Origin of the sequence: Nocardia carnea (genome assembly GCF_029868325.1) — a bacterium.
Classification (GTDB): Bacteria; Actinomycetota; Actinomycetes; order Mycobacteriales; family Mycobacteriaceae; genus Nocardia; species Nocardia carnea_C.
This window is the reverse complement of sequence record NZ_JARWNW010000265.1, coordinates 18,516-42,606: the sequence shown is the minus strand read 5'-3', so window position 1 is coordinate 42,606 and position 24,091 is coordinate 18,516. Positions and strand designations below refer to the sequence as shown.

Sequence of the window (24,091 nt, the reverse complement as noted above, 5' to 3'; positions counted from 1 at the left end):
AGAGCGCGACGAGAAAACGGTCCGCGTGGATCACCGCGCCGTCTGCGGTCACCAGTTCGACGGGGCCGTCGACCAGCGCAGGCCCGTCCTCGGTGAAAACGATCCGGGTCGGTTCGGCTCCCGCCGTGGGCGCCGTGCCGGGTTTTCCCCGCCTGGGCCAAACCCCCCGGGGGGCCACCCCCGCTCACCCCCCCCCCCGGCGGCAACCCGCCGGGGGCGGGCAGGTCTCGGCCGGAACCAGGTGGCCCGGCCGGAACCGTTGCGGCGCAATGCTTACTCGACGCCGATCCGTCCGCCGCCGACCTTCCAGACCGCGACCACGGACGGGCGCGGCTGCGAGGTGCCGCCATCCGGCCAGTGCGAGGCCGGTGCCTCCACCGAGGCGTCATCGGTTTCGCCCGGATGCTGCACGCAGACGATGACCCGGTCCTCGGTGATCACCGGACCGCAGGTTTCGCCGCCGACGGGGACCGACAGGAACTGTTTGGTCTCGCCGCGGCGGTCGCCGTCGAGGACCACCGCGAACAGTCCGTCGTTGGCGTCCAAGGCGTTGCCGTCGGTGCTGATCCAGAGGTTGCCGTACGGGTCGAAGGCGAGGTTGTCCGGGCAGGAGATGGGGCTGACCTTCGTCTTGTCGTAACCCGCGAAGTAGGTGTCGGCGGCCGCCGGGTCACCGCAGACCAGCAGTAGCGACCAGGTGAATTCGGTGCCCGCGTGATCGTCGGTGAGCTCGAGGACCTGCCCGTTCTTGTTCTCGTTGCGCGGGTTGGCCTCGTCGGCGGCGGCCTCGCCGTCGGTGCCGCGTTTGCTGTTGTTGGTCAGCGCCACGTACACCTTGCCGGTTTTCGGGCTGGCCTCGAAATCCTCGGGCCGGTCCATCTTGGTGGCGCCCACCTTGTCGCCGGCGAGGCGGGTGAACACCGCGACCTCTTCGGCGGTCATCCCGTCCACCAGCGATTCCCCGTGGCCGTCTTCCCCGGTGCGCAGGATCGGGATCCACTGCCCCTTACCGGTGAAGCCCTGATCCGAGGGGACGGTGCCCGAACCGTCGATCCGGTCGGGGTGATCGCCGGTGAGTTTCGCGACGTACAGGGTTCCGGCGTCCAGGATGGTGCGGTTGTGGCGGCGGCTCGCGGCGCCGGTGCCGGGTTCGATCTTGCGAGTGGAGACGAACTTGTACATGTAGTCGAAGCGTTCGTCGTCGCCGCTGTAGGCGACCACGGTGCCGTCGGCGGTGACGTGGATATTCGCCGCCTCGTGCTTGAACCGGCCCAGCGCGGTGTGCTTGACCGGCGTGGACTGTGGATCCCACGGATCCACCTCGACCACCCAGCCGAAACGGTTGGCCTCGTTGGGTTCGGCCGCGATATCGAAACGTTTGTCGAACTTCTCCCAGAAATGCGGGGAATCGGATTCGCCGATGCCGTAGCGGTCCAGCCGTTCGGCGGTCACCGGATCGGCGGCCTTGCCGATGAAATAGGCGTTGAAGTTCTCTTCCCCGGAAAGCACGGTACCCCAAGGGGTTACGCCTCCGGAGCAGTTGTTGATCGTGCCCAGCACCTTGGTGCCGGTGGGGTCGGCGGTGGTTTTCAGCAGCGCGCTACCCGCGGCAGGGCCGGTCAGCTCGAACTCCGTTGTCGCGGTGATACGCCGGTTGTATTTGCCGAAAACCGGTTTCAGCTGCCCGGTTCCGGGCTCGCCGTGCACCTCGACCACCGACAGGCCGTGCGCGGCCATGGCGATTTCGACCTGCTCCTTACTGATGGTCTCGGGCTTGTACCCGGGGAACATGAACACCTCGGTGGAGTATTCGTGATTCACCACCAGCAGGTATTTGCCGGGCTCCCCTTCGATCGGCAGCAGTCCCGCGAAATCGTTGTTGTAACCGAACTGCCTGGCCTGGGCGGCGGGAGTCTGGCCGTAGAAATCGAATTCGGGCGCATCCTCGAACAGCGGATCCCCCCAGCGGATGACCACGCCCTGTTCGTAGCCGTCCGGGATGACGACCGCATCCTCGGTGTTCGGCGCGACCGGCGCGAACCCGGTCCCCATTCCCTGCCCGCTTTCGGCGCTACCGGCCCCGGCGTCGTCACCGCAGGCCGCGAGGGTGCCGGCGGCGCCGATCGCGACCACCGCGGCCGCGCCGCCCTGCAGTACCCGACGGCGGGAGATCCCGGCCACGATATCCCCGAAGTAGGTGTTCGACGAGGTGTTGGGTACCTCGTGGAAGCAGGCGTTACCGCATTTGTACTGGCAGGTCACGCGCGACCGGGAGCCGGCGGGTTGGTGTGCGACGAAGAGCGCAAGAGGTTTCACAGTGGACTCCTGTTCCGGGCTGAACGCACGCACGCTAGCCGACGCAGGCAAGTCCGAGGAGTCTCGCAGATTAACTACCGGCCAACACGGTAACCCGGGGATTGCCGGGTCACCGTGTCGCCCGATCACGCGACGATATTGACCAGCCGGCCCGGCACCACGATCAGTTTGCGCGGCGCCTTCCCGCCCAGCAGCGCGGCGATCTTCTCATCGGCCAGCGCGGCCGCCTCGATCGCGGCCTGATCGGCCTCCGGATCCACCTGGATACGGCTGCGGACCTTACCGTTCACCTGGATCGGGTACTCCACGGTTTCCGCCGTCAGCAATGCCGGATCGGCCACCGGGAACGGGCCGTGTGCCAGCGAACCGGTGTGGCCCAGGCGTTCCCACAGTTCTTCGGTCATATGCGGGGCCAGCGGCGCCAGCATCAGCACCACCGGTTCCACGGCCGAACGGGGCGCGCCCTTCGGGTAGGCCTTGGTCAGGTGGTTGGTCAGCTCGATCAGTTTGGCGCCGGCGGTGTTGTCCCGCATGGCCGCCAGATCCTCGTCGACCCCGGCGATGGTCCGGTGCAGCAACCGCAACGTCTCATCGGACGGATTGTCCTCGGTGACGCGGGTCGCGCCGGTCTCCTCGTCCACCACCAGCCGCCACACCCGCTGCAGGAAGCGGTGCGCGCCGATGACGTCCTTGGTGGCCCAGGGGCGGGATGTATCCAGCGGGCCCATCGACATCTCGTAGAACCGGAACGTATCCGCCCCGTACTGTTCGCAGATCTCGTCGGGGGAGATGGCGTTCTTGAGCGATTTGCCGATCTTGCCGTACTCCTGGTTCACCACGATCTCGGTGCCGGCGGCGTCGGTCCAGTAGAACGTGCCATCGCGTTCGACGACCTCGGCCGCCGGAACATACGCGCCACGTGCGTCGGTGTAGGCGAAAGCCTGGATATAGCCCTGGTTGAACAGGCGCCGATACGGTTCGCTACTGCTCACTTCTCCCAGATCGAACAGCACCTTCTGCCAGAACCGGGCGTACAGCAGGTGCAGGACGGCGTGCTCCACACCGCCGACATACAGATCTACGCCACCCGGATCGTCCGCGCCGTGCTCGGCCGGGCGCGGACCCAGCCAGTAGTTCTCGTTCTCTTTCGCACAGAACGCCGCGGAATTGGTGGGATCGGCGTAACGCAGTTGGTACCAGGAGCTACCTGCCCAGTTGGGCATGACATTGGTATCGCGGCGGTAGGTGCGCGGTCCGTCACCCAGATCCAGTTCCACCTCCACCCAGTCGGTGGCCTTGGCCAGCGGCGGGGAAGGTTCGGAATTCATATCGTCAGAGTCGAAGGTGACCGGGGCGAAATCGTCCAGTTCGGGCAGCCGCACCGGCAGCATGGATTCCGGCAGGGCGTGCGGGGCGCCGGATTCGTCGTAGACGATCGGGAACGGTTCACCCCAGTACCGCTGCCGCGCGAACAGCCAGTCCCGCAGCTTGTACTGCACCGTGCCGGCGCCGCGGCCGTCGGCCTCCAGCCGGGCGATCACGGCGGCCTTGGCGTCGGCGATGGACAGCCCGTTCAGGTAGTCGGAGTTGATCGCCGGGCCGTCACCGGCGTAGGCCTCACCGTCGAAATCTTGCGGCGGCTCCACGGTCCGGATGATCGGCAGGCCGAATACGGTCGCGAAATCCCAGTCGCGCTGATCCTGCCCCGGCACGGCCATGATCGCGCCGGTCCCGTACCCACTCAGCACATAGTCGGCGATGAAAATAGGCACCTGTGCGCCGTTCACCGGGTTGGTGGCGAAGGCCCCCAGGAAGACGCCGGTCTTCTCCTTGCTCTCCTGCCGCTCCAGATCCGATTTCGCCGCGATGGCCTTACGGTAGGCGGCAACGGCGTCGGCCGGTGTCGCGCTGCCGCCGGTCCAGCGGGTATCGGTATCGGCCGGCCAAGCGGCCGCGGTCAGCGCATCGACCATCTCGTGCTCCGGCGCCAGCACCATGTATGTGGCGCCGAACAGCGTGTCGGGGCGGGTGGTGAACACCTCCACATCGCCTGCCGCCGTGGCGAACTCCACCCGGGCGCCCCGCGAACGCCCGATCCAGTTGCGCTGCATGGCCTTGACGTTCTCCGGCCAATCCACATGGTCCAGATCGTCGATCAGCCGGTCGGAGTAGGCGGTGATCCGCATCATCCACTGCCACAGCTGCTTACGGAACACCGGGAAGTTACCGCGTTCGCTGCGGCCGTCCGCGGTGACCTCCTCGTTGGACAGCACGGTCCCCAGACCGGGGCACCAGTTGACCATCGAATCGCTTTGGTACACCAGCCGGTACGAGTCGATCAGCGCCCGCCGCTCGGCGGCGGACATACTCGCCCAGTCCTTGTCGCCGGGCGCCGGGCGGGCACCCGAGGCGAACTGCCGCTCCAGTTCCTCGATCGGCCGGGCCCGGCCGGCCTCCTGGTCGTACCAGGCGTTGTAGATCCGCAGGAAGATCCACTGCGTCCACTTGTAGTACTCCGGGTCGGTGGTGGCGAAGGACCGCCGCCGATCGTGCCCCAGGCCCAGCCGGTCCAGCTGCCGCTGCATGGTCACGATATTGGCCTCGGTGGTGGCGCGTGGATGCGCGCCGGTCTGCACGGCGTACTGCTCGGCGGGCAGGCCGAACGCGTCGTAGCCCAGCGCGTGCAGCACATTGCGCCCGTGCATCCGATGGTACCGCGCGAACACATCGGTGGCGATATAGCCGAGGGGATGCCCCACGTGCAGCCCCGCCCCCGACGGGTACGGGAACATGTCCTGCACGAACAGCTTGTCCGCCGGCACCTCCCCCGCCAGCGGACCCACCGGGTTCGGCGCATGGAACGTGCCGCGCTCGTTCCAGCGCTCCTGCCACCGGCGTTCGATCTCCCCGGCGAGCGCAGCGGTGTACCGATGGGCGGGCGTATCGTCACCCCGGACCGGGGTGCCGTTGTCTACCGAGCTCTGCCCGGCCGTCTCGGTTGCGCGGGAGTCCTGCACGGTCCTGCCTTCTCTAGCTGCTGATGGGGAGAAATCCGTCGTCGACAGCCTAAGACTTGCCCCCTGACAAGCCCAAAAGGGTGGGTGTACAGATCGTGCCCGGCCACCGGGCCGAATGCGAGACGGCCCGCGCCGCGGCCCCGCGTACTGCGCACAGACAGGAAGTCGGATACCCACGACCGATCGCGCCGCCGGCGCGGCGGCAGTGCAGCCCTCTGCCAGGTAGCCCCCGTGTTCGTGCACGGTTCACCGCGGCCGGGGCGCTGCACGCGGTCAGGCCGCGGCCGGCCGGCGCCTGCGGCAGCACCAGCCGGCCGTGACCGCTGTTCTCGTCCACGGCGACCTCCACATGGCAACCGATCTGAGTGAGCCGGCACGCGGATGCCCCGGCGGGTAGTGGACACCGCCCGCGGAATCACCGATGGAAGCGGCGAAGCAAGCTCGCATCTTCCTTCCTCGCCCTCTCACGATCGATCACGACCGGAACGGCGCGGCACTTACCCGGCATACGATGGGCTGATCCCGGCCGACAGCCGCGCCCTTGCACGAAGGTGTGACCTGGGTCTACTCCCTGCGAGTGCCCCCGGCCGAGGCGCGGCCCGCCGAACCCCCTGCGGTATTCTCGGCTGGTGCTTGTCGTCGCGATTCTGCTGTTCGTCCTGGCCCTCGTTGCCCTGACGACGGGCGTACTCGGCTTCTTCGGCCGGCTGCCCGGCAACCGCTACATCGGTGTGCACACCGAAGCCGCGCTGCGCGACGAGACCGCGTTCCGCACCGCGAACCGGATCGCCGCCCCCACCTCGGTGGTTTCCGGCGCACTGCTCGCCGCGGGCGGGCTGGTGGTGCTGGCCGCGACAACGCTCACCGGCATCCTCGTAACCGTGGGCGTACTGGTCATCGCGCTGTTCACCCTCGGCGCGGGCGCCAATGCGGGCGCGCGGGCCGCCGAGGCCATCGCCCCGCCGCCGGAGACCGGCGGCTGCGGCGGATCCTGCGGGGGATGTTCGCTGAAGAACACGTGCGAATCGGCCGCCAGCTCACAACCCGCCTGATCCTCAGCCCAGCCAGTCCAGCACGCTGGCCGCCGTCCACGACTGCTGCATACTGCCCAGCGGTTCCCCGGTGAAGGGTTCGTAATACTCCGCGAAGCTGCCGTCGCTGGCCTGGCGCAACGCTTCGGCGCGTAGCAAGAAGGAACGCTCCGCCCAGCCGCGATGGGCGAAAACCCAGGAGAAAAGCCAGCTCATCACCGGCCACACCGGGCCACGCCAGTACTCCCGGGGACGGAAATCCTTCGATACCGGTGACGTGGAGGGCGGTAGCGCGTAACGCAGGTCGGGGTGGCCGCAAAACCGTGGGCCCTCGAAGATCCGCAGCAGGCTGCGCTCGGTGGCCCGCGGCAACCCGCCACTGATGAGGGGCGCGAACATCGCCAGGGTTTCGGTGGTGATCCAGCGGCCCAGCCGGGTGTCGTAATCGCGGGCGGCGCCGGTGCGGGTATCGGTGGTGGCGATCACGCCGGCGCGGAACCGGTCGGCCCACGCGAAAAGCTCCCGGGTATCGGCCTTCGGCTGGTGGTATTCCTCGCCGATCTGCCCCAGCACCTCGCAGGCCATAGCGAAAATCGCGGTGACGAACACATCCTCCACGGCGAAATGCATCACCGAACTCAGTTCGGCGTCGTCGTAGCGGGCACGCCGCATCTGCTCCACCAGCCACAGGTACCGGTCGTATTCGCGGTCGGTCGGGCGCTGGGTGGGGTCATCGATGACGAGCACATCCTCGCGCCGATACGGCGGCAGATCCGCGCCGGGCAGAACATTGTCGTAAGCGCGGTCCCAGCGCGGCGAATTGTCCATCCCCGATTCCCAGCCGTGATACAGGGTGATCCGGCCGTTGCCGAGCGGGTCGCGGGCATGCGCCAGCCAGCGATGCCAGCGCACCAGATCGGACCAGCGGCGATTCAAGAACTCCTCGGCCACGGCACGCGTGCTGCGCCCGTGCCGGCGCGAATGGTCCAGAATCCGCTGCACCGCGATGGCATGCACCGGCGGCTGGGTGATCCCGGAGGTATCCGGACCGTCGGGCGCCTGCACCGCCAGCAACCGGCATTCCCAGCGGGCCGGCCCCGGGAAATAACCGTCCACACCGTTGGCGAACACTATGTGCGGGATCATCCCGTTCTTCCACTGCGCGGAAAGCAGCGTATCGAGTTCCATCACCGCGCGTTCCACGCTCAACGGCGCCAGACCCACCGCGACGAAGGCCGCGTCCCAGCTCCACATATGCGGATACAGTCGCGGGGCGGCGCTGGTCATGGTTCCCAAATCGTTGCCACGCAGCAGATATGCCGCGCGGGCGGCGAGCTGCGTCGGGGTGAAGCCGGGATGTGCCATCTCTATATCTTGCTCGCTGTCTCCTGGGCGCCTTCGGTGCCGCGAGGTTCGAGGGGGCGCAGATCAGGGCATGCCTGGAGCAATTGCTCGCCGGTGATTCTGCTGTGTCGGGGTCGGTGGTGCTCGAGGCCGGCCATAGTTGTTTTACTCGGGTGGGGTTTCACCTGGATGTTGGCTCTGTTAATCCGCGCGGCGGGGGTGGGGCCTGGGCGCGCGCAGATCTGTGCGGCAATAGACTTCTGCTGTGCAACGTGGAGCTGAAGGGACCGGCCGGGAGCAGGCCGTGGCATTGGTCACCGGGGCGGCGCGCGGGCTGGGGGCGGCGATTGCGCGGGAGCTGGCGCCCGACCACGAGCTGCTGCTCGGGGCACGGACCGCCGCGAGCCTGGAACCGATCCTGACCGAGCTGCCCGGCGCGACGGGCTGGCCGGCCGAGCTCACCGATTATCCGGCCGTCGCTGCCGCGGCGGCGCCGATCGAGCGGCTCGATGTCCTCGTGCACAATGCCGGTATCGCCGACCTGGGCACTATCGCCGACACCTCGGTACACCAGTGGCGCGAAACGCTCGAAGCCAACCTGATCGCGGTGGTGGAGCTGACCAGGCTGTTGCTCCCCGCCCTGCGCGCGGCGCACGGTCACGTAGTGCTGATCAATTCGGGGGCGGGGCTGCGCGCGAACGCCGGATGGTCCTCGTATGCGGCCAGCAAGTTCGGTCTTCGGGCATTCGGGGACGCGCTGCGGCTGGAGGAACCGTCGATCCGGGTGACCTCCGTCCACCCCGGACGGATCGATACCGATATGCAGCGTGAGATCGTGGCCGGGGAGGGGCGGGCCTATGATCCGGCCCAGTTCCTGCGTCCGGAAACGGTCGCCCGCGCGGTGCGGACCGCGATCGACACCCCTCGCGACGGTCATCCCACCGAGATCGTGCTGCGCCCACGCTGATCCGCCCGAAACCGATTCGCAGCGGATAGCTGGACATTCACCGATTCGCCGATATACAGTGCGGCCCACTGCGCTTGGTACCACCGGATTTCCGCGAAATCCGGCCACCCGGAAGCCCTCCGGGGCGTAGTGTCCCGAATGTTCGATTACGCCGGTGAGCAGGTAATTCCTCCCGGCTACCCGGACAGCGTGCTCGTACCGGCTGTAAACCATCCTTTGCGACGAAGTGATCAGATCGGACGTGTGAACTCATGAGGATCCGCATGTTTGCCGCGGCCATCGTGCCGCTGATAGCCACCGCGACCTTCGGCGCCGCCACCGCCTACGCGGCGCCCGCCACCACCCCGGATATCGGTTACCGCACCGAACTGGCCGGCAAAACCGTTGTCACCACCCTCACCCACGGCACCTTCGAAGTGGACGGTGAAAACGTCGATATCGTCGACGAATCCGGCGCCACCGTGGTCACCCTGCCGCTGGCGGTCCGCGAGGGCGGCACCGAATACCCGCTACCGCACGCGGTCCGGGACGACGGCCGGGTCCTTGAACTCGCCGCGGTCAAGGATCCGGCGACGGCGCGACCTGCCGCCGAATTCGTGGCCTCACCTCAGGAGAATCTGGCAGCCCAGAACAATTTCGCGTCGCAGTTCGGGATCGCCACCGCCATCGGCGGATTCGTCGGTACCGCGATCGGCGCGCTCGTGGGTCTCACCGGAATCGTCACCGGGCCGGGCGTTGTCGCCAGCGTTATCGCCGGCGCCACCATCGGTGGAATCATCGGCACGATCGCCGTCGGTGGTCCCACCCTGGTCATCGCGGCAGTGGAGCTGGTCAACACCCTCAATGCGCCACCGGGCACCACACAGTGGGCGCCGAAGAAACAGGCGGCTCCGCAGAACTGACACCCGGATCGACCGCGGGACGCACGACGTATTCATCGGGACCCACCGTTGCGGCAGGTCCCGATGGATACAATCGAATCCTGATATGCCGGGAACAGTTGTTCGCCAAGCAATTCCATTGTTACCGGCCGCCGATACGAGAGGGTCGGGGCGTTACCGGACCCGAAGGCCGTGACCATTACGCCGGTGCGGCCGCGACCGGCGCCGCCCGGCGTGCACGGGCCCACGACAGCGATCTTGGTGACCGGTTCCGGAGGCCCGGTGGCGTCGGGGTCAGTGTTCGTCGTAGTGGCCGTCGTGCGGGGCGTGGCGATGGCCGTCGTGGATGTAGTCGACATGGTCGCCGTGCGGGACGGCCACATGGCCGCAGCCCTCACCGTGCACATGGTCGTGGCCGCCGTGTTCGGTATGCGCCGCGGGCTCGCATTCGTCGTAGTGGCCGGCATGCTCGCGGTGCAGATGGCCGTCGTGGACGTAGTCCACGTGGTCGCCGTGCGGTACCGCGACATGGCCGCAGTCCGGTCCGTGTTCGTGCTCGTGTTCGGTGTGCTGAGCATGTGCCGTTGTCATGAGCGTTCCTTCTTTCCTCGAAACGGTCAGCTGGAACTACGCACACAGTTACATTATCAAGTGCGCATCAGTGCAGATAGCCACATGTTCGCCGATCTCATGGCCCCGGCCGCGTACGACACGCATACGGAGGGGGATTCCGGGCTGGCGCGGGTGGTGGGCCCACTTTCCGGAGTGCGATACGGAGACCGCCACGCCGGGACCACCGGCGCTGCACCGAGGCCTGGTCAACTCGATCCCGCAGGCACTGCTGAGTAGCCGATTCATCCCACCTTTAAACTTTTTCGGAGAGAATTCCCCTAAAATATGTCGCACTTGCGCCCTCGGCGGCGTAGTGTCTCAAACGTTCGAAACCGCCGGGACCCAGCCGTTTCGGTCCGGCGGAACTCGGTCGGCGCGGTCGTCCCGACGGTCAACCACCCTTGGCGATACCGTGATCAGATCGGACATATGAACCAATGAGGATCCGCAAGATTGCCGCGGCCGTCGTGCCGCTCATAGCCACCGCTACCTTCGGTGCGGCCACCGCACACGCAGCGCCGGCCACCGCGCCCGATATCGGTTACCGCACCGAACTGGTCGGCAAAACCGTTGTCACCACGCTCACCCACGGCACCTTCGAGGTAGCCGGGGAAACGGTCGATATCGTCGACGAATCCGGCGCCACCGTGGTCACCCTGCCGCTGGCGGTCCGCGAGGGCGGCACCGAGTACCCGCTGCCGCACGCGGTCCGCGAGGAGGGCCGGGTCCTGGAACTCACCGCAGTCAAGGATCCGGCGACGGCGCGTCCGGCCGCCGAACCGGTGGCTTCCCCGCGGGAGAATCTCGCGGCCCAGGACAATCTCACCTCCCAGATCGGCCTGGCCTCCGCCATCGGCGGGCTCATCGGGACGGTTGTCGGCGCAGTTGCCGGCCTGCTCATCACCGTTCCGACCGGCGTCGGAATACCCGCCGGAATCGTCACCGGCGCGGCCCTCGGCGGTGTAATCGGCACGATCGTCGTCGGCGGCCCGACCCTGATCATCGCCGCGGTGGACATGATCAATACCTTCACCGCACCCCCCGGCACCACGCGCTGGGCGGAGAAGTAGGGAACCGTCCGGTAAAGATCCCCGGAATACGGTACGGCCCTGCTCTGATCTGTTCAGGGCGGGGCCGTACTGCGTATCAGCAACTCAGGCGATACCGCTGACCGGCTCCGGGTTGGTCTGGTCCCGCCAGGCGACCGCCTCCCGGACCTGGGTGAGGTCGTAATCCGGCCCGTTGATACCCACGGTGAACAGCGTCGCCCCCGCGGCGTGGTAGGCGGGTGCCGATTCGGTCCCCGGCCAGGCCACCGACCGCTCGATTTTCGCCGGTTCCGTGCCCACCCGGGAGCAGTGCTCCTCGAGGACCTGGCTCTTGTGGGTGAATACATCCAGTTCACCGAAGCTGTGCCAGATATGGGCGTACTCGGCGACCAGCCGCAGCGTTTTCTTCTCACCGCCGCCGCCGATGAGGATCGGGATCTCGCGGACAGGCTGCGGGTTCAGTTTCCCCAGCCGCCCGGTGATCCGGGGCAGATAGTCCTTGAGCAGATCCAGGCGGCTGCCCGCGGTGCCGAAGTCGTAGCCGTATTCGTCGTAGTCGCGCTCGAACCAGCCCGAACCGATCCCCAGGATGAGCCGGCCGCCGCTGATCTGATCGACGGTGCGGGCCATATCGGCGAGCAGATCGGGGTTGCGGTAGCCGCCGCCGGTGACCAGCGCACCGATCTCGACCCGTTCGGTCTGCTCGGCGAACGCGCCGAGCATGGTCCAGCATTCGAAGTGGGCGCCGTCCGGGTCGCCGTAGAGGGGATAGAAGTGGTCCCAGTTGAACACGATATCCACACCGGCGTCCTCGGCCCGCAACACCGCGTCGCGAATGAGTCCGTAATCGGGGGCGTGCTGGGGTTGGAGTTGAATTCCGATCCGAACCGGTCGGCTCATCTGCATGACTCCCTCGTTGTCGGGTTGATCTCCCGGACCGAGGCTACCGGCGGGGCACCTCCGGGGCCGGTTTGTTCGCCGTGGGCGCAGCGATGCCGACCGCCGCCCGCCTGAGAACCGACTCGGCGAGGAGCTGCCCGCAGTACCTGGTGCCGGGCGACCGTGGTCCGGCATTCTTTCCGAAACGGTGCAATTCGGTGTTGTTTCGAGTTCTTTGTATATTCGACAAATCGGGCATATCGGCCGAATTTCGTTCCCGCCGATATAGCGCCGCTGCCAAACCGCCGGTCCCGTTGAGCGGTATCGCATTTCCCGGTGTTGAGAATATCGGTACCGTCGGCACAAGGCCGGTGATCGTCGGAATCACCGGCCGTGACCGAAATATTTCGAAGGTAGGTAATGCGTAAAACGCTGCGACTCGCTATTGCAGGAATCGGGATCGTCACCGCTCTCGGACTCACCGCGCCGGCCGGCTGGGCGGACGCTCCGGCTCACAATCGGTCCGGAACCTCGTCGCCACAGGCCGTCTCCGACCTCGACCCGACGGGCGGCTGGGCGTTTCTGCTGGAATGCCTCACCACCGGGTCGGCAAATTCCGGCGTAGATGGATGGTGCCCCGGCGGAAAACTGCCCGAGGGCGGTATCTGAACCCGGACCGCGGCACAGCCGGTCGCGCTGGGATCAGCCGCGTACCGCCGCCATCAGCGTGCCGAGCGATTCGGCCGTGGTGAGCGCGAGCGCATACCTGGCAACCGCACGAGCGGCGTCCGGCGCCAGCCGTTCTTCGACGTTGAGGTCGAACTTCAGCGTGAGTTCATCATCGGAGAGCGGGTTCGCCGGGCCGCCGCGATTGTGCTCCACGCGCGCCTGATGCCATGAACCGTCCCGGGTGCGTACTCGTAGCACTGCCGGGAACTGGTGCGGGTAGATCTCGTCGCAGCGGTCATCGCCGAAACTGGTGACCAGCCGCGCCAGTTCGAGCGTACGCGGGTCCTGCGCCGCCGCATCGGTGAAATCGGCGTGACCCACACCGAGACCCGATCCGCCGAGTAGTGCGCGAGCCACAGTGAAGGGGCCCGAGAAGGCCGCGTGATAACCAGATTCGGGCGCGGCCTTTGCCGCGGGCGGTTCGGCGATGGTGCGCAGTACCGGTTTCGGGACGCCGAGTTCTATTTCCACGATATCGGCGGGGTCGATATCGCGACGCAGAATGCGGGCCGCATCGATACCGGCGTGGGTGAAATGGTTGCAGGGGTACGGCTTGAAGAATATGCCGGGTAATTCCCAATGCTCGCCGAGCCGGTCGAGAACCTTCGCGGTATTCGCCCGGTCGCCACAGAAAGCGTGCAGGAAACCGAAGCGGCCCTCGATCACGGTGGGCGGGCCGGTGAGGCCGTGCCGGGCGAATTCCGCGGCCGTGACACCGGAATGGGCCGCCCAACCGCAGTGCGCGCGTTTGACCGTGCCACCGGTCCGGTTGGCTTCCAGCAGCCCCGCACCGAAACTGGCGGCGATACCCATCGCGTCGGCGATACCTTCGACGTCCAGGCCGTACAGCATGGCCGCGGCGGCCGCCGAGCCGACAGCACCGCAGATCGACGTCGCGTGCTGGCCGCGTTCGAAGAACTCCGAATTGCCGAGTTCCTCGTCGTAGCCGCCCATTCCGAGCCGGACCGCGATTTCGATACCCACGCCCGCCGCGTCGAGTACGGCGGGGCCCGCGGCTCCGGTCGCTTCGCCGACCGCGAGCGCGGCGGGAACCACCGACGCCGACGGATGCAGCACCGACGGCAGGTGGGTGTCGTCGGAATCCATCGAATGGGCGAGGGTGCCGTTGATCAGAGCCGCGGTGGCGGCCGGGAACTGTTCCCCGGTGCCGATACCGGTGGCGCGGGGGGCACCGGCCCAGTCGCGGGCCACCGCGGTGACGGCACGGGCCGAAGGCTGGTCCTGCGCCGCGAGCGAGTTACCGAGAACGTCGAGAACGCGGCGCGCGACATCTTTGCGCAGTTCCGCGGACAGCCCGTCGGTGCGGGTCCGGTCGGCCAGCGCTGCCAGGCGGCCGACCACCGTGCCCGCGAGGTCGTGGCGAGCGGTTGTGCTCATCGCGACACCACCGCGACCGGACGTACGGGCGATCCGGTGCCGCCGGTGATCCGCAGCGGCGCCATGACAAAAGTGAACTCGGTGAGCCCGCGCGCACTCGCGGCCTCGAGGTCGAGGTGTTCGATGATGTGGATACCGTTCTCCACCAGCAGGATCCGGTGCACCGGAAGGACGCTGTGACCCTTACCCGGGGGAATATGTTCGAACGCGGTGGTATCCGCGCCCGCCGCCACGATTCCCGCGTCCGCCAGCCACTGTGCGGCCCCGACCTCGGCGCCCGGGACCCCGTCCTGCTGGCCGAGGTAGCGCTGGGCGTCATCGAAGTGGCGGGCCCAACCGGTGCGGATGAGCACGACATCGCCGCGACGCGGGGTCACGCCGGCAGCGTCGGCGGCATCGCGCAGATCCTGTTCCGTGACGGCCTGGCCGGCTTCGAGGGCATCGACGCCGCGTACCCGCGGAATATCGAGCAGCACACCGCGGCCGAGCATGAACGGGATGTTCTCCGCGCCGTGCTTCGAGTGGCGACCGCCGCGCTGCGCTTCCTCGGCGTCGATATCGCCGTGCAGTTTGCCGCAGTGGCTGACGTGCGAGAGAGCGTCCACATGGGTGCCGACGTGGCCGCCGGTCACGATGATCTCGTTGGAGGCCGAACCGCCGTCGGGGCGGACCATATCGCCGTGCCGGCGGATCAGGGTCATCCGGAAACCGGGATGGTTGGGCGAACACGGCATACCCGTTGTGTAGGGATGCCCGAGCTCGACCACGTCGAGTTCGCTGTCCACCACGGCACTCAACAGTGCGTCGGCGGTAACGGTTTGTCCGGTCATACTCTCACTCCTCGTGCTGCTGTGGCCTGTGCTCGGTCGAGGACCACGCGGGCGTTCGCGACCACGGCAGGGTCGATGAATCGGCCGTTCTCGTCGAGAACCGCGGATTCGCCCGCCGCCATGGATTCGGCCGCGCGGTCGACGATGCGGCGCGCCCGGTCCTGTTCCTCCGCGGTCGGCGTATAGGCGGTATTCACGATGTCGATCTGGTTGGGATGGATAACGGACCGGCCGAAGAACCCCTGGGCGCGGCCCATCCGCGACGTTTCGGCCAGACCTGCCGGATCATCCACAGCCGTCCACACGCTCTGGACCGGCGACGACAGTCCGGCGGCCCGCGCGGCGGTGACGATCCAGCCGCGCGCCCAGGCCAGGCCTTCGGGCTCGGCGCGCATATCGGCGGCAAGATCCGCTTCGCCCAACGCGATTCCGGTGACCCGGGGGTGGCAGCGGGCGATCTGCGGGGCCGCCAGCAGGCCGGCGGCGGATTCGATGGTGGCGTGTACGGGGCAGCGGAGGCGTTCCGTGGTTGCGGCGACCGATTCGGGGTCGTCGGATTTCGGCAACCGGACCCCGGCGGGCTCGGGGCCATCGGCGAGTGCGACCAGCTCGCGGTCGAGCCACTCCGACCCGATCGCGTTGAGCCGCAACCAGACCTGCCGTTCCGGCGGCGCTGCCCCCAGGGCTTCGAGTGCATTGGCGAGCGCCTGGTCCTTCGCCCCTACCGGGACCGCGTCCTCGAGGTCGATCACCACGGCGTCGGCGGCGCTTTCGACGGCCTTGCCGATCCGGTCCGCGCGGTGCCCCGGCACGTAGAGCCAGCTGCGCGGGATCATTTCGCCGTCACCGCCGGCCGGTGGCCGAGGGCGCGGGACACCCGCTGGGCCGCTTCGCGCAGCGCGTTCTCGTGCCGGCCGCAGGCTTCTTCGGTCATCCGGTAGCTCGGTCCGCAGACCGAAACGGAGCCGATCACCGCGCCGTCGGCGCCGAACACCGGTGCCGCGATGGAGCCGGCGCCTTCCTGCCGTTCACCGGTCGACCGGCACACTCCCTGTTCGCGGGCTTCGCGCAGGGCCGCGCGCAGCGCGTCGGCGTCGGTGATGGTGGTGGCGGTGAGTCGCGGCAGCGGCCGGGACAGCAGGTCTTCCTGCTCCTCCTGCGAGAGGTGGGCCAGGATGATCCGCCCCGACGAGCCGCTGTGCAGTTCGAAGCGGCGGCCGAGTTCCACGGTCATCTTGATTTCCTGCGTGCTCTCGACCTGGTCGAGGTATACCCGCCCGCCCGGCAGGCGTCCGGTCACCGTGGCGGTCTCGCCGGTGGCGCGCTGGAGCTCGACGAGCGCATCCCGGGCCATCCGGCGCAGCGGGGAGACGTCCAGGGCCCGCGCGCCCAGGGTCGCGGCGGCGGGACCCAGCAGGTAGCGGCGGGTTTCGGGCTCGTAGAGCAGCAAGCCGCATTCCACGAATGTCGTGAGGATGCGGTGCGCGACGGCCTTGGAGATACCGGTCGAACGGGCGATCTCCGAGACGCCGAGCGCGCTGGATCGCCGGCCGAACTCGAGCAGTACCTCCGCTGCCCGTGCGGCGGATGTGGTGCCGCCACTCGAGGGCTCCATCGTGGCTCCGTTCTCCGGGGTGGATTCGTGGTCCGCCGGCTCCGCCGCATAGGAGGAGTCCGACCTGGCGATCAAGCGCTGAACAAGTTGTACCGCTTAGCGAAACGATTGTCTAGCCACCTTCTGCAACCACGTACCAAGTTTCCGACGAGTAAATCCGCTCAACAGGCACTTGTGCGCAGATTGCCGAACGTGCATAGTGCAGGGGACCACATTCTTGCGTTCCGCTAGCCGGAACACGATAGGAGGAAGCGTGGACGGTCCGGATTTCGATCTCGTCGTCGCCGGTGCGGGCGGCGGACTGGTCGCTGCGCTGCGCGCCGCCGAACTCGGCGCGAATGTTCTGGTGCTCGACGCCGACGAGCATTTCCAGCGCGGCAACAACACCTCGATGTGCACCGCGATGATCCCGGCCGCCGGAACCCGCTGGCAGGAAGCGGCCGGAGTCCAGGACAGCCCGGACCGTTTCCTCGACGATATCGCCCGCAAGACCGAGGGCACGGCCGACCGCCGCATCGCCCGCGCGCTCGCCGAGACCAGCGCACAGCTGGTCACCTGGCTGGCCGACAACCAGGAACTCGAACTCGAACTGGTCACCGATTTCCGCTACCCCGGCCATACCGCCGACCGCTGCCACAGCATCCCCGGACGGCACGGCTCCCGGCTGCTACGGCACCTGGTGCAGCGTGCACAGGCACATCCCCGGATCGAGCTCATCGCGCCCATGAGCCTGCGCAACGTGCACACCAGCGGCGGGCGGGTCACGGGGGTCGAGATCGCCACCCCCGACGGCAACACCGAAAACCTGACCACCCGAGCCGTCCTGCTGGCGACGAACGGGTTCGGCGCCGATCGCGACCTCGTGCGCCGGCATCTGCCCGAAATCGCCGGCGCCCACTACCACGGCGGCCAGTTCAGCCGCGGCGACGCGCTGCGCATCGGCGGCGAACTGGGTGCCGACAGCGCCTTCCTCGACGCCTACCAGGGCCATGCCGCGCTGTCGTCGCGCAGCCAGACGCTCATCGGCTGGGCGACCGTCGTGCACGGCGGCATCATCGTCGACAGCACCGGCCGCCGCTTCGCCCCGGAAACCACCGGCTACTCCGAGTTCGCCGCCATTCTCGCCGGCCGGCCCGGCGGTACCGGCTGGATCGTCATCGACGAGCACATCGAGGAACTGTGCTCGGTATTCGACGATTTCCGCACCGTCGCCGAGAGTGGATCGCTGATCCGATCCGCCACCGCGACCGGGCTGGCCGAGAGCATCGGAGTGCCCGCCGCGGCCCTCGGCGACGAACTCGCCGCGGCCCGCCGCGCCGCCGCCGGGGAAGAACCCGACCGGCAGGGCCGCACCGACGCCCGCCATCCGCTGACCGCGCCCTACATCGCGATCGCCATCACCCCCGCCCTCTTCCACACCCAGGGCGGTCTCGTCGTCGACGAACACGCACGAGTACTCGCCGGCGGCGCCCCGATACCCGGCCTGTACGCCTCCGGCGGCGCCGCCATCGGTATCTCCGGCCACGGCGCCGGCGGTTACCTCGCGGGCAACGGCCTCATCACCGCACTCGGTCTGGCCTTCCTCGCTGCCGAGCACGTGAGCAGCGCCGTCGCCGTCTGACAACAACGACACGGCGCCCACACAACAGAACAACTGTCCAGATATTCGCCAGGAGAAGAAATGACCACCTACCTGATCAAGAACGGCACCGTCGTACGCACCGAGGACACCGCTCCCGCCGAGGGCGAGACCGCGGATATCCTCGTCGTCGACGGCAAGATCGCGGCGATCGGTCCGGATCTGAATGCCGAAGGCGCCGAGATCGTCGACGCGACAGGCAAACTGGTCTTTCCCGGCGTTGTCGACGCACACCAGCACTGGGGTATCTACAACCCGCTGTCCGAGGACACGCAGACCGAATCGCGCGCCAGCGCGCAGGGCGGCGTGACCACCGCGCTCACCTATATGCGCACCGGCCAGTACTACCTCAACAAGGGCGGCGCCTACGCCGACTTCTTCCCCGAGGTACTGGACGCCTCGGCGGGCCGCAGCTATATCGACTACGCCTTCCACCTGGCGCCGATGTCGAAACAGCATATCGGCGAGATCCCCGAGCTGGCCGCGGACCAGGGGGTCACCTCGTTCAAGATCTTCATGTTCTACGGCAGCCACGGCCTGCACGGCCGCTCCGCCTCACAGAGCGATTTCCTGATGATCCCCGAGGACGAGCGCTACGACATCGCGCATTTCGAGTTCGTGATGCGCGGCGTGCAGAAGGCCCGCGAGCAGTTCCCCGAACTCGCCCCGCATATCTCGCTTTCGCTGCACTGTGAGACCGCCGAGATCATGAGCGCCTACACCAAGCTCGTCGAAGAGGAAGGCACACTGACCGGCCTCGCCGCCTACAGCGCCTCCCGCCCGCAGCATTCCGAGGGCCTCGCGGTGACCATCGCGTCCTTCCTCGCCGACGAGACCGGCCTGCCGAATATCAACCTGCTGCACCTGAGTTCGGCCAAGGCACTGAAGGCCGCCATGAAGATGGCCGAAGCCTTCCCGCACGTGAACTTCCGCCGCGAGGTCACCATCGGCCATCTGCTCACCGATATCGACAACGCGAACGGTCTGGGCGCCAAGGTGAATCCGCCGATCCGCCCGCGCGAAGACGTCGAGGCGCTGTGGGAGCATCTGCTCGCCGGGAACATCGACTGGGTCGTCTCCGACCACGCCTGCTGCAAGGACGAGGTGAAATTCGGCGAGGACCGCGACGATGTGTTCGCCGCGAAATCCGGTTTCGGCGGTACCGAATACCTGCTGCCCGGCCTGATCACCGAGGGCCGCAAGCGTGGTCTTTCGCTGCGCCGGATCGCCCAGCTCACCGCCTCGAACCCGGCCGACCGCTACGGCCTGCCCGGTAAGGGCCGGCTCGCCGAAGGTGTCGACGCCGATATCGCGATCGTCGACCCCCATCGCACCTGGACCGTACGCGCTGCGGACTCCGAATCCACCCAGGAATACACGCCGTTCGAAGGTTTCGAGCTCGGCGCCGCCGTCACCGACACCTTCGTGCGCGGTAACCGGGTCCTGGCCGACGGTGTGGTCACCGGCGAACCCGCCGGCCGCTACATCTCCCGGCCGTACTGAGAGGTGTGCAGTTGACCTCCGAGAAACAGCCGACCGGCCCGCTGCGCGGTATCAAGGTCCTGGATGCCTCCACCATCCTGGCGGGACCGCTCACCGCGCAGATCCTGGGCGATTTCGGTGCCGAAGTCATCAAGATCGAACATCCGCGGAAACCGGACGGGATGCGCGGGCACGGGCTCGACAAGGACGGGGTTCCGCTGTGGTGGAAGATGGTCAGCCGCAACAAGCAGACCATCACCCTGGACCTCGGCACACCCGACGGGCAGGCGATCTTTCGCGATCTGGCCGCCGAGGCGGATGTGGTGGTCGAGAACTTCCGGCCGGGCACGTTCGAACGCTGGGGTCTTTCCTACGCCGAACTGTCCCAACGTAACCCGGGCCTGATCATGTTGCGGGTCACCGGATTCGGCCAGCACGGCCCGTACGCGAAACGTCCCGCGTTCGGCACCCTGGTGGAATCGATGAGCGGTTTCGCCCATCTCACCGGCCAGCCCGACGGACCACCCACCCTGCCCGCCTTCGGACTCGCCGATTCCATCGCCGGCGTGGCCGGTTCGTCGGCGGTCTCGATGGCACTGTTCGAACGCGAACGCAACGGTGGCACCGGCCAAGAGGTCGACCTCGACCTCCTGAGCCCGATCATGACCGCCGTCGGGCCCGGGGTCATCTACGCCGACCAGCTCGGAATAGACCAGCAGCGCACCGGTAACCGGTCGCAGAACAACGCCCCGCGCAACCTGTACCGCACCGCCGACGATCACTGGCTGGCGATCTCCACCAGCGCGCAGGCCATCGCCGAACGCGTGCTGCGCCTCGTCGGGCATCCCGAAGTGATCGACGAGGAATGGTTCGCCACCGGACGCACCCGCGCCGAACACGCCGACCTCCTCGACGAATACGTGGGCGGCTGGATCGCCGAACGCACCCGCGACGAGGTCACCAGCATTTTCGAAGAAGCCGGTGCCGCCGTGGCGCCGGTGTATCGGCCGAGCGATCTGCTGAAAGATCCCCAGGTCGTCGCCACCGACATGGTCACCACTGTCGACGACGACGAACTCGGCCCCATGCGCATGCAGAACGTCATGTGGCGCATGACCAAATCCCCCGGTGCGATCCGTCACACCGGTCGACCCGCCGGTGCCGATACCGACAAGGTCCTCATCCACCTCGGGCGAACCCCCGAGGACATCGACGACCTGCGGGCCCGCGGGGTCATCTGACCCCGCGACTGCTTCATCCGAGGAGTTCGCTATGAAATCGCGTTGGTGGACAATAGCCATCATTCTGGGCCTGGTGGTGGTGAATTACGTCGATCGCAGCGCCATCTCGTTCGCAGCCACCGATCTGCGTGACGAATTCGGGATCACGTCCGGCCAGTACGGCGTCATCAGTTCCGCATTCTCGATCGGCTATATGCTGTTCGCCCTGCTCTCCGGGCCGCTGGTCGACCGGTTCGGGTCCCGGAAAGTGCTCATGGTGGGCATGTTCATCTGGGCCGCGGCCACGGCACTGACCCCGTTCGCCGGTGGATTCATCGGCCTCATCCTGCTGCGCATCCTCCTCGGTGCCGGCGAAGCCCCCTGCTTCCCGGCGGCGACCCGGCTGGCAAGCCGCTGGCTGCCCGCCCACGAACGGGGTAAAGCACTCGCCCTCATCGGCGGTGTCGCCGTCTCCGGCAGCCTGCTCATCGGCGGCCCGATCCTCACCCAGCTGATCGCGCTCACCGGCTGGAAAGGCATGTTCTGGGTGCTGGCGGTCGCCGGGATCGTGTGGGTTGTCGTCGCCTACCCGTTCCTGAAGAACTCGCCCAGCGAGGCGTCGTTCGTCTCGAAAGAAGAACTGGACTACATCCGGTCCGGCCAGACCGACGGCGAGGACAGCGGGCACGAATCCAGCACCGACTGGGGCGAGATCCTGCGCAACCGCAACCTGTGGCTGGTCGGCCTCGGCTACTTCGCCTGGGGTTTCATGTTCTGGGCGTTCATGTACTGGCTTCCGCAGTACCTGGAACACGAATTCGGGCTGTCCATCAAGGAAGTCGGCGCCTTCTCGGTGGCGCCGTGGGCGGCCGGTGTGGTCGGCGCACTGCTCGGCGGCATCCTCGTCGACCGGGTGTACAAACGCACCCAGAGCATCCGCTCGCGGTTCTTGATCATCGGTGTGGCGTTGCTGCTCGCCGGTGTCTCGATCCTGCCGATCCTGTTCTTCGGCAGTAACCTCACCATCGCCCTGATCTGCATCTCGGCCGGTGTCGGCTTCGGGTTCATCACCGGCGGAATCTGGTGGGTCGCCTCGATCGACGCGGCGCCGACTCAGCCGGGCACCGCCGCCGGCTTCGCCGACGCCTGCTTCGCCCTCTCCGGCATCATCGCCCCCTCGGTGATGGGCTTCATCGTGGGTCGTACCGGAACCTACAACGGCGGATTCCTCGTCATGACCGCTCTGTGCTTGATCGGCGCGGCGGCCATGCTCTTCTTCACCAAGGAGCCGGAACGCACAGGTCCGGGAACAAACCAGGAAGGTGAATTCGCCCCTGCGAAATAAAACGCGTCCGGCGTGTCACTCGCATGCCGGACAAGCGGGCACCGCGTGATCGATGAGGGTTCACGCGGTGCCGTCGCACCGAACTCCGGCGCCGCTCTCGCCTCCCTCCAGAGAGCGGCGCCGGACCCGTACCGCTGAGAAGTGGTCCAGAGCGAGTCCGAGTTTCGCTACCGTTGGCCGTTGTGCCGACCTCGCAGCCGAAACTGCCGTTCCCCGACAGCGCTCCCTATGCGTCCGGGCTGCTCGATGTCGGCGACGACAACCAGATGTATTGGGAAACGAGCGGGAATCCGCACGGGCGACCCGCTCTCGTCGTACACGGCGGCCCCGGTGCCGGCGGCAGCCGAGGAGCGCGCCGGACGTTCGACCCGGACCTTTTCCGGGTCGTGCTGTTCGATCAGCGCGGCTGCGGTGAGAGCCGGCCGCACGCCTCGCTCCCATCGACCGATATGGCGCACAACACCACCGACCATCTGATCGCCGATATGGAGCGGCTACGGGAACATCTCGGTATCGAACGCTGGCTGCTCTACGGCGGTTCGTGGGGTTCCACGCTGATCCTCGCCTACGCCCAGCGTCACCCGGAGCGGGTCAGCGGGATCGTGCTGGTCGGTGTGACGATGACCCGCCCGCAGGAAGTCGACTGGCTCTACCACGACCTCCGATTACTGCTGCCGATCGAATGGGAGCGGTTTCGCGACGGCGTCCCCGCAGATGACCGGGACGGAAACCTGGTCGAGGCGTACCGGCGGCTGATGGAACACCACGATCCGACAGTCCGCGAGACGGCCGCCCGCAACTGGTGCGCCTGGGAGGACGCGGTCATCGCCCACGAAACCTCCGGCGCCCCCGGCCAATACACCGCGCAACCGGATGCCACGCTACTGGCGTTCGTCCGGATCTGCACCCATTACTTCGCACACACCGGATGGCTCGACGACGGTCAATTGCTACGCGACGCACACCGGCTCGCCGGAATACCGGGCATCCTCATACACGGCCGCCTCGACCTCTCCGCACCGCTGCGCACAGCCTGGGAACTCGCACGCGCCTGGCCGGACGCCGAACTCCGGATCATCGACGACTCCGGTCACACCGGCAGCCCAGCCATGCGCGATGCCATTTTCGACGCGATCGATCGATTCGCTCGCTGATCGGCCTCGGGCCGGGACGAAAACCGCATTCAGGGTGGTCGCGGTGAGCACACGCAGTTCCGCCCGTCCAACTCGTCGGCAGGTCGGTAAGTTCTCGAGGCTGGTGTCGCCGGGTGGGCGTGGACAGCTACTCTCCGCGCGCGAATCCGATGGCCGCGGTGATCTCCGCCAACTCACCCGCCCGGGTCTCGTCACCGCCGAGTACTTCACGGAATTCGAGAATCGAATCCCGCACGGATCCGCGCCGAAGGTATCCGGCCAGTTCGTTGCGCACGTACTCATCCGCCGGTAGTCCGGCCGCGAGGGCACGATCGGTCAGCACATCCCGCACATCCACGGGCAACTCGTATTCCCGGACCGCCGACAGGTCTCCGGAACCTGCCCATCCCGGACGCTGCTCGCGCAGGAAATCCACCACGTCATCGATCGGCGCCCGCCGCCGCGCCAGCGCGATCAACTCCCGGCGCATCTGCGTCCACATCTGCACACCGGCCGCGCCCGCCCGTCGTCGCAGCACATCGGCGGTCGCCGCGGGAAGTTCGTCGATCAGCGTCATACCGCCAACGTACACAGGACGGCATAC

20 protein-coding genes are annotated in these 24,091 nt (G+C 67.4%); 10 read left to right on the top strand and 10 right to left on the bottom strand.

The window, feature by feature from the left end; all coding sequences use genetic code 11:
- Positions 1-273: 273 nt before the first annotated feature.
- Positions 274-2,316: a PhoX family protein gene (locus QH196_RS25155; protein ID WP_280418301.1), complete on the bottom strand. Its 2,043-nt coding sequence runs from the start codon at positions 2,314-2,316 to the stop codon at positions 274-276.
- Positions 2,317-2,441: 125 nt separating this feature from the next.
- Positions 2,442-5,333, bottom strand: a complete 2,892-nt coding sequence (leuS, locus tag QH196_RS25150; protein ID WP_280418300.1) for a leucine--tRNA ligase — start codon at positions 5,331-5,333, stop codon at positions 2,442-2,444.
- A 629-nt stretch (positions 5,334-5,962) separates the two neighbouring features.
- On the opposite strand from leuS, the gene QH196_RS25145 reads away from it, so the two are divergent.
- The gene (locus QH196_RS25145; protein WP_280418299.1) at positions 5,963-6,385 is read left to right on the top strand and encodes an SdpI family protein; all 423 of its coding nucleotides are present in this window, start codon (positions 5,963-5,965) and stop codon (positions 6,383-6,385) included.
- A 3-nt stretch (positions 6,386-6,388) separates the two neighbouring features.
- Here the strand turns inward: QH196_RS25145 and ggh are convergent, their stop codons facing one another.
- Positions 6,389-7,729 carry a glucosylglycerate hydrolase gene (ggh, locus tag QH196_RS25140; protein ID WP_280418298.1) on the bottom strand — a complete coding sequence of 447 codons (1,341 nt, stop codon included), beginning with the start codon at positions 7,727-7,729 and terminating at the stop codon, positions 6,389-6,391.
- Between the two features lie 244 nt (positions 7,730-7,973).
- Here ggh and QH196_RS25135 point away from each other — a divergent pair, with 244 nt between their 5' ends.
- Positions 7,974-8,675, top strand: a complete 702-nt coding sequence (locus QH196_RS25135; RefSeq protein WP_280418297.1) for an SDR family oxidoreductase — start codon at positions 7,974-7,976, stop codon at positions 8,673-8,675.
- Positions 8,676-8,926: 251 nt separating this feature from the next.
- The gene (locus tag QH196_RS25130) at positions 8,927-9,577 is read left to right on the top strand and encodes an ammonium transporter (RefSeq protein WP_280418296.1); all 651 of its coding nucleotides are present in this window, start codon (positions 8,927-8,929) and stop codon (positions 9,575-9,577) included.
- A gap of 273 nt (positions 9,578-9,850) precedes the next feature.
- Here QH196_RS25130 and QH196_RS25125 read toward each other — a convergent pair whose 3' ends face one another.
- Positions 9,851-10,147 carry a hypothetical protein gene (locus tag QH196_RS25125; protein ID WP_280418295.1) on the bottom strand — a complete coding sequence of 99 codons (297 nt, stop codon included), beginning with the start codon at positions 10,145-10,147 and terminating at the stop codon, positions 9,851-9,853.
- 458 nt (positions 10,148-10,605) lie between these two features.
- On the opposite strand from QH196_RS25125, the gene QH196_RS25120 reads away from it, so the two are divergent.
- Positions 10,606-11,238, top strand: a complete 633-nt coding sequence (locus QH196_RS25120; protein ID WP_280418294.1) for an ammonium transporter — start codon at positions 10,606-10,608, stop codon at positions 11,236-11,238.
- Positions 11,239-11,322: 84 nt separating this feature from the next.
- Here QH196_RS25120 and QH196_RS25115 read toward each other — a convergent pair whose 3' ends face one another.
- Positions 11,323-12,117: an LLM class F420-dependent oxidoreductase gene (locus QH196_RS25115; RefSeq protein ID WP_280418293.1), complete on the bottom strand. Its 795-nt coding sequence runs from the start codon at positions 12,115-12,117 to the stop codon at positions 11,323-11,325.
- Positions 12,118-12,516: 399 nt separating this feature from the next.
- Between QH196_RS25115 and QH196_RS25110 the strand changes: the two genes are divergently transcribed.
- Positions 12,517-12,765, top strand: coding sequence for a hypothetical protein (locus QH196_RS25110; RefSeq protein WP_280418292.1), 249 nt, complete (start codon positions 12,517-12,519; stop codon positions 12,763-12,765).
- A gap of 33 nt (positions 12,766-12,798) precedes the next feature.
- Here the strand turns inward: QH196_RS25110 and QH196_RS25105 are convergent, their stop codons facing one another.
- Genes QH196_RS25105 through QH196_RS25090 form a run of 4 tightly spaced genes read right to left on the bottom strand, consistent with a single transcriptional unit; the run spans position 12,799 to position 16,668 of the window.
- Complete coding sequence (locus QH196_RS25105; protein WP_280418291.1) at positions 12,799-14,223, bottom strand: MmgE/PrpD family protein; 1,425 nt, start codon at positions 14,221-14,223, stop codon at positions 12,799-12,801.
- On the bottom strand, positions 14,220-15,053 hold the full coding sequence (locus QH196_RS25100) for a cyclase family protein (protein ID WP_280418290.1): 834 nt from the start codon (positions 15,051-15,053) through the stop codon (positions 14,220-14,222). Before QH196_RS25100 ends, QH196_RS25105 begins: the two co-directional genes overlap by 4 nt.
- Positions 15,050-15,889, bottom strand: a complete 840-nt coding sequence (locus tag QH196_RS25095) for an HpcH/HpaI aldolase/citrate lyase family protein (RefSeq protein WP_280418289.1) — start codon at positions 15,887-15,889, stop codon at positions 15,050-15,052. The genes QH196_RS25100 and QH196_RS25095 overlap by 4 nt, the downstream gene beginning before the upstream one ends.
- Entirely contained in the window at positions 15,886-16,668 is a 783-nt protein-coding gene (locus tag QH196_RS25090) for an IclR family transcriptional regulator (RefSeq protein ID WP_280418288.1), read from the bottom strand. Before QH196_RS25090 ends, QH196_RS25095 begins: the two co-directional genes overlap by 4 nt.
- 253 nt (positions 16,669-16,921) lie before the next feature.
- Between QH196_RS25090 and QH196_RS25085 the strand changes: the two genes are divergently transcribed.
- From QH196_RS25085 to pip, 5 genes are all read left to right on the top strand, one after another.
- Positions 16,922-18,289: an FAD-dependent oxidoreductase gene (locus QH196_RS25085; RefSeq protein ID WP_280418287.1), complete on the top strand. Its 1,368-nt coding sequence runs from the start codon at positions 16,922-16,924 to the stop codon at positions 18,287-18,289.
- Between the two features lie 60 nt (positions 18,290-18,349).
- Positions 18,350-19,810 (top strand): dihydroorotase, encoded by a 1,461-nt coding sequence (locus QH196_RS25080; RefSeq protein WP_280418286.1) that lies wholly within the window; start codon positions 18,350-18,352, stop codon positions 19,808-19,810.
- A gap of 11 nt (positions 19,811-19,821) precedes the next feature.
- Positions 19,822-21,030: a CaiB/BaiF CoA transferase family protein gene (locus tag QH196_RS25075; protein ID WP_280418285.1), complete on the top strand. Its 1,209-nt coding sequence runs from the start codon at positions 19,822-19,824 to the stop codon at positions 21,028-21,030.
- Positions 21,031-21,061: 31 nt separating this feature from the next.
- Positions 21,062-22,354, top strand: a complete 1,293-nt coding sequence (locus QH196_RS25070) for an MFS transporter (protein WP_280418284.1) — start codon at positions 21,062-21,064, stop codon at positions 22,352-22,354.
- 182 nt (positions 22,355-22,536) lie between these two features.
- On the top strand, positions 22,537-23,508 hold the full coding sequence (pip, locus tag QH196_RS25065) for a prolyl aminopeptidase (RefSeq protein WP_280418283.1): 972 nt from the start codon (positions 22,537-22,539) through the stop codon (positions 23,506-23,508).
- Positions 23,509-23,635: 127 nt separating this feature from the next.
- Here the strand turns inward: pip and QH196_RS25060 are convergent, their stop codons facing one another.
- Positions 23,636-24,064: a hypothetical protein gene (locus QH196_RS25060; RefSeq protein WP_280418282.1), complete on the bottom strand. Its 429-nt coding sequence runs from the start codon at positions 24,062-24,064 to the stop codon at positions 23,636-23,638.
- Between the last annotated feature and the right edge of the window lie 27 nt (positions 24,065-24,091).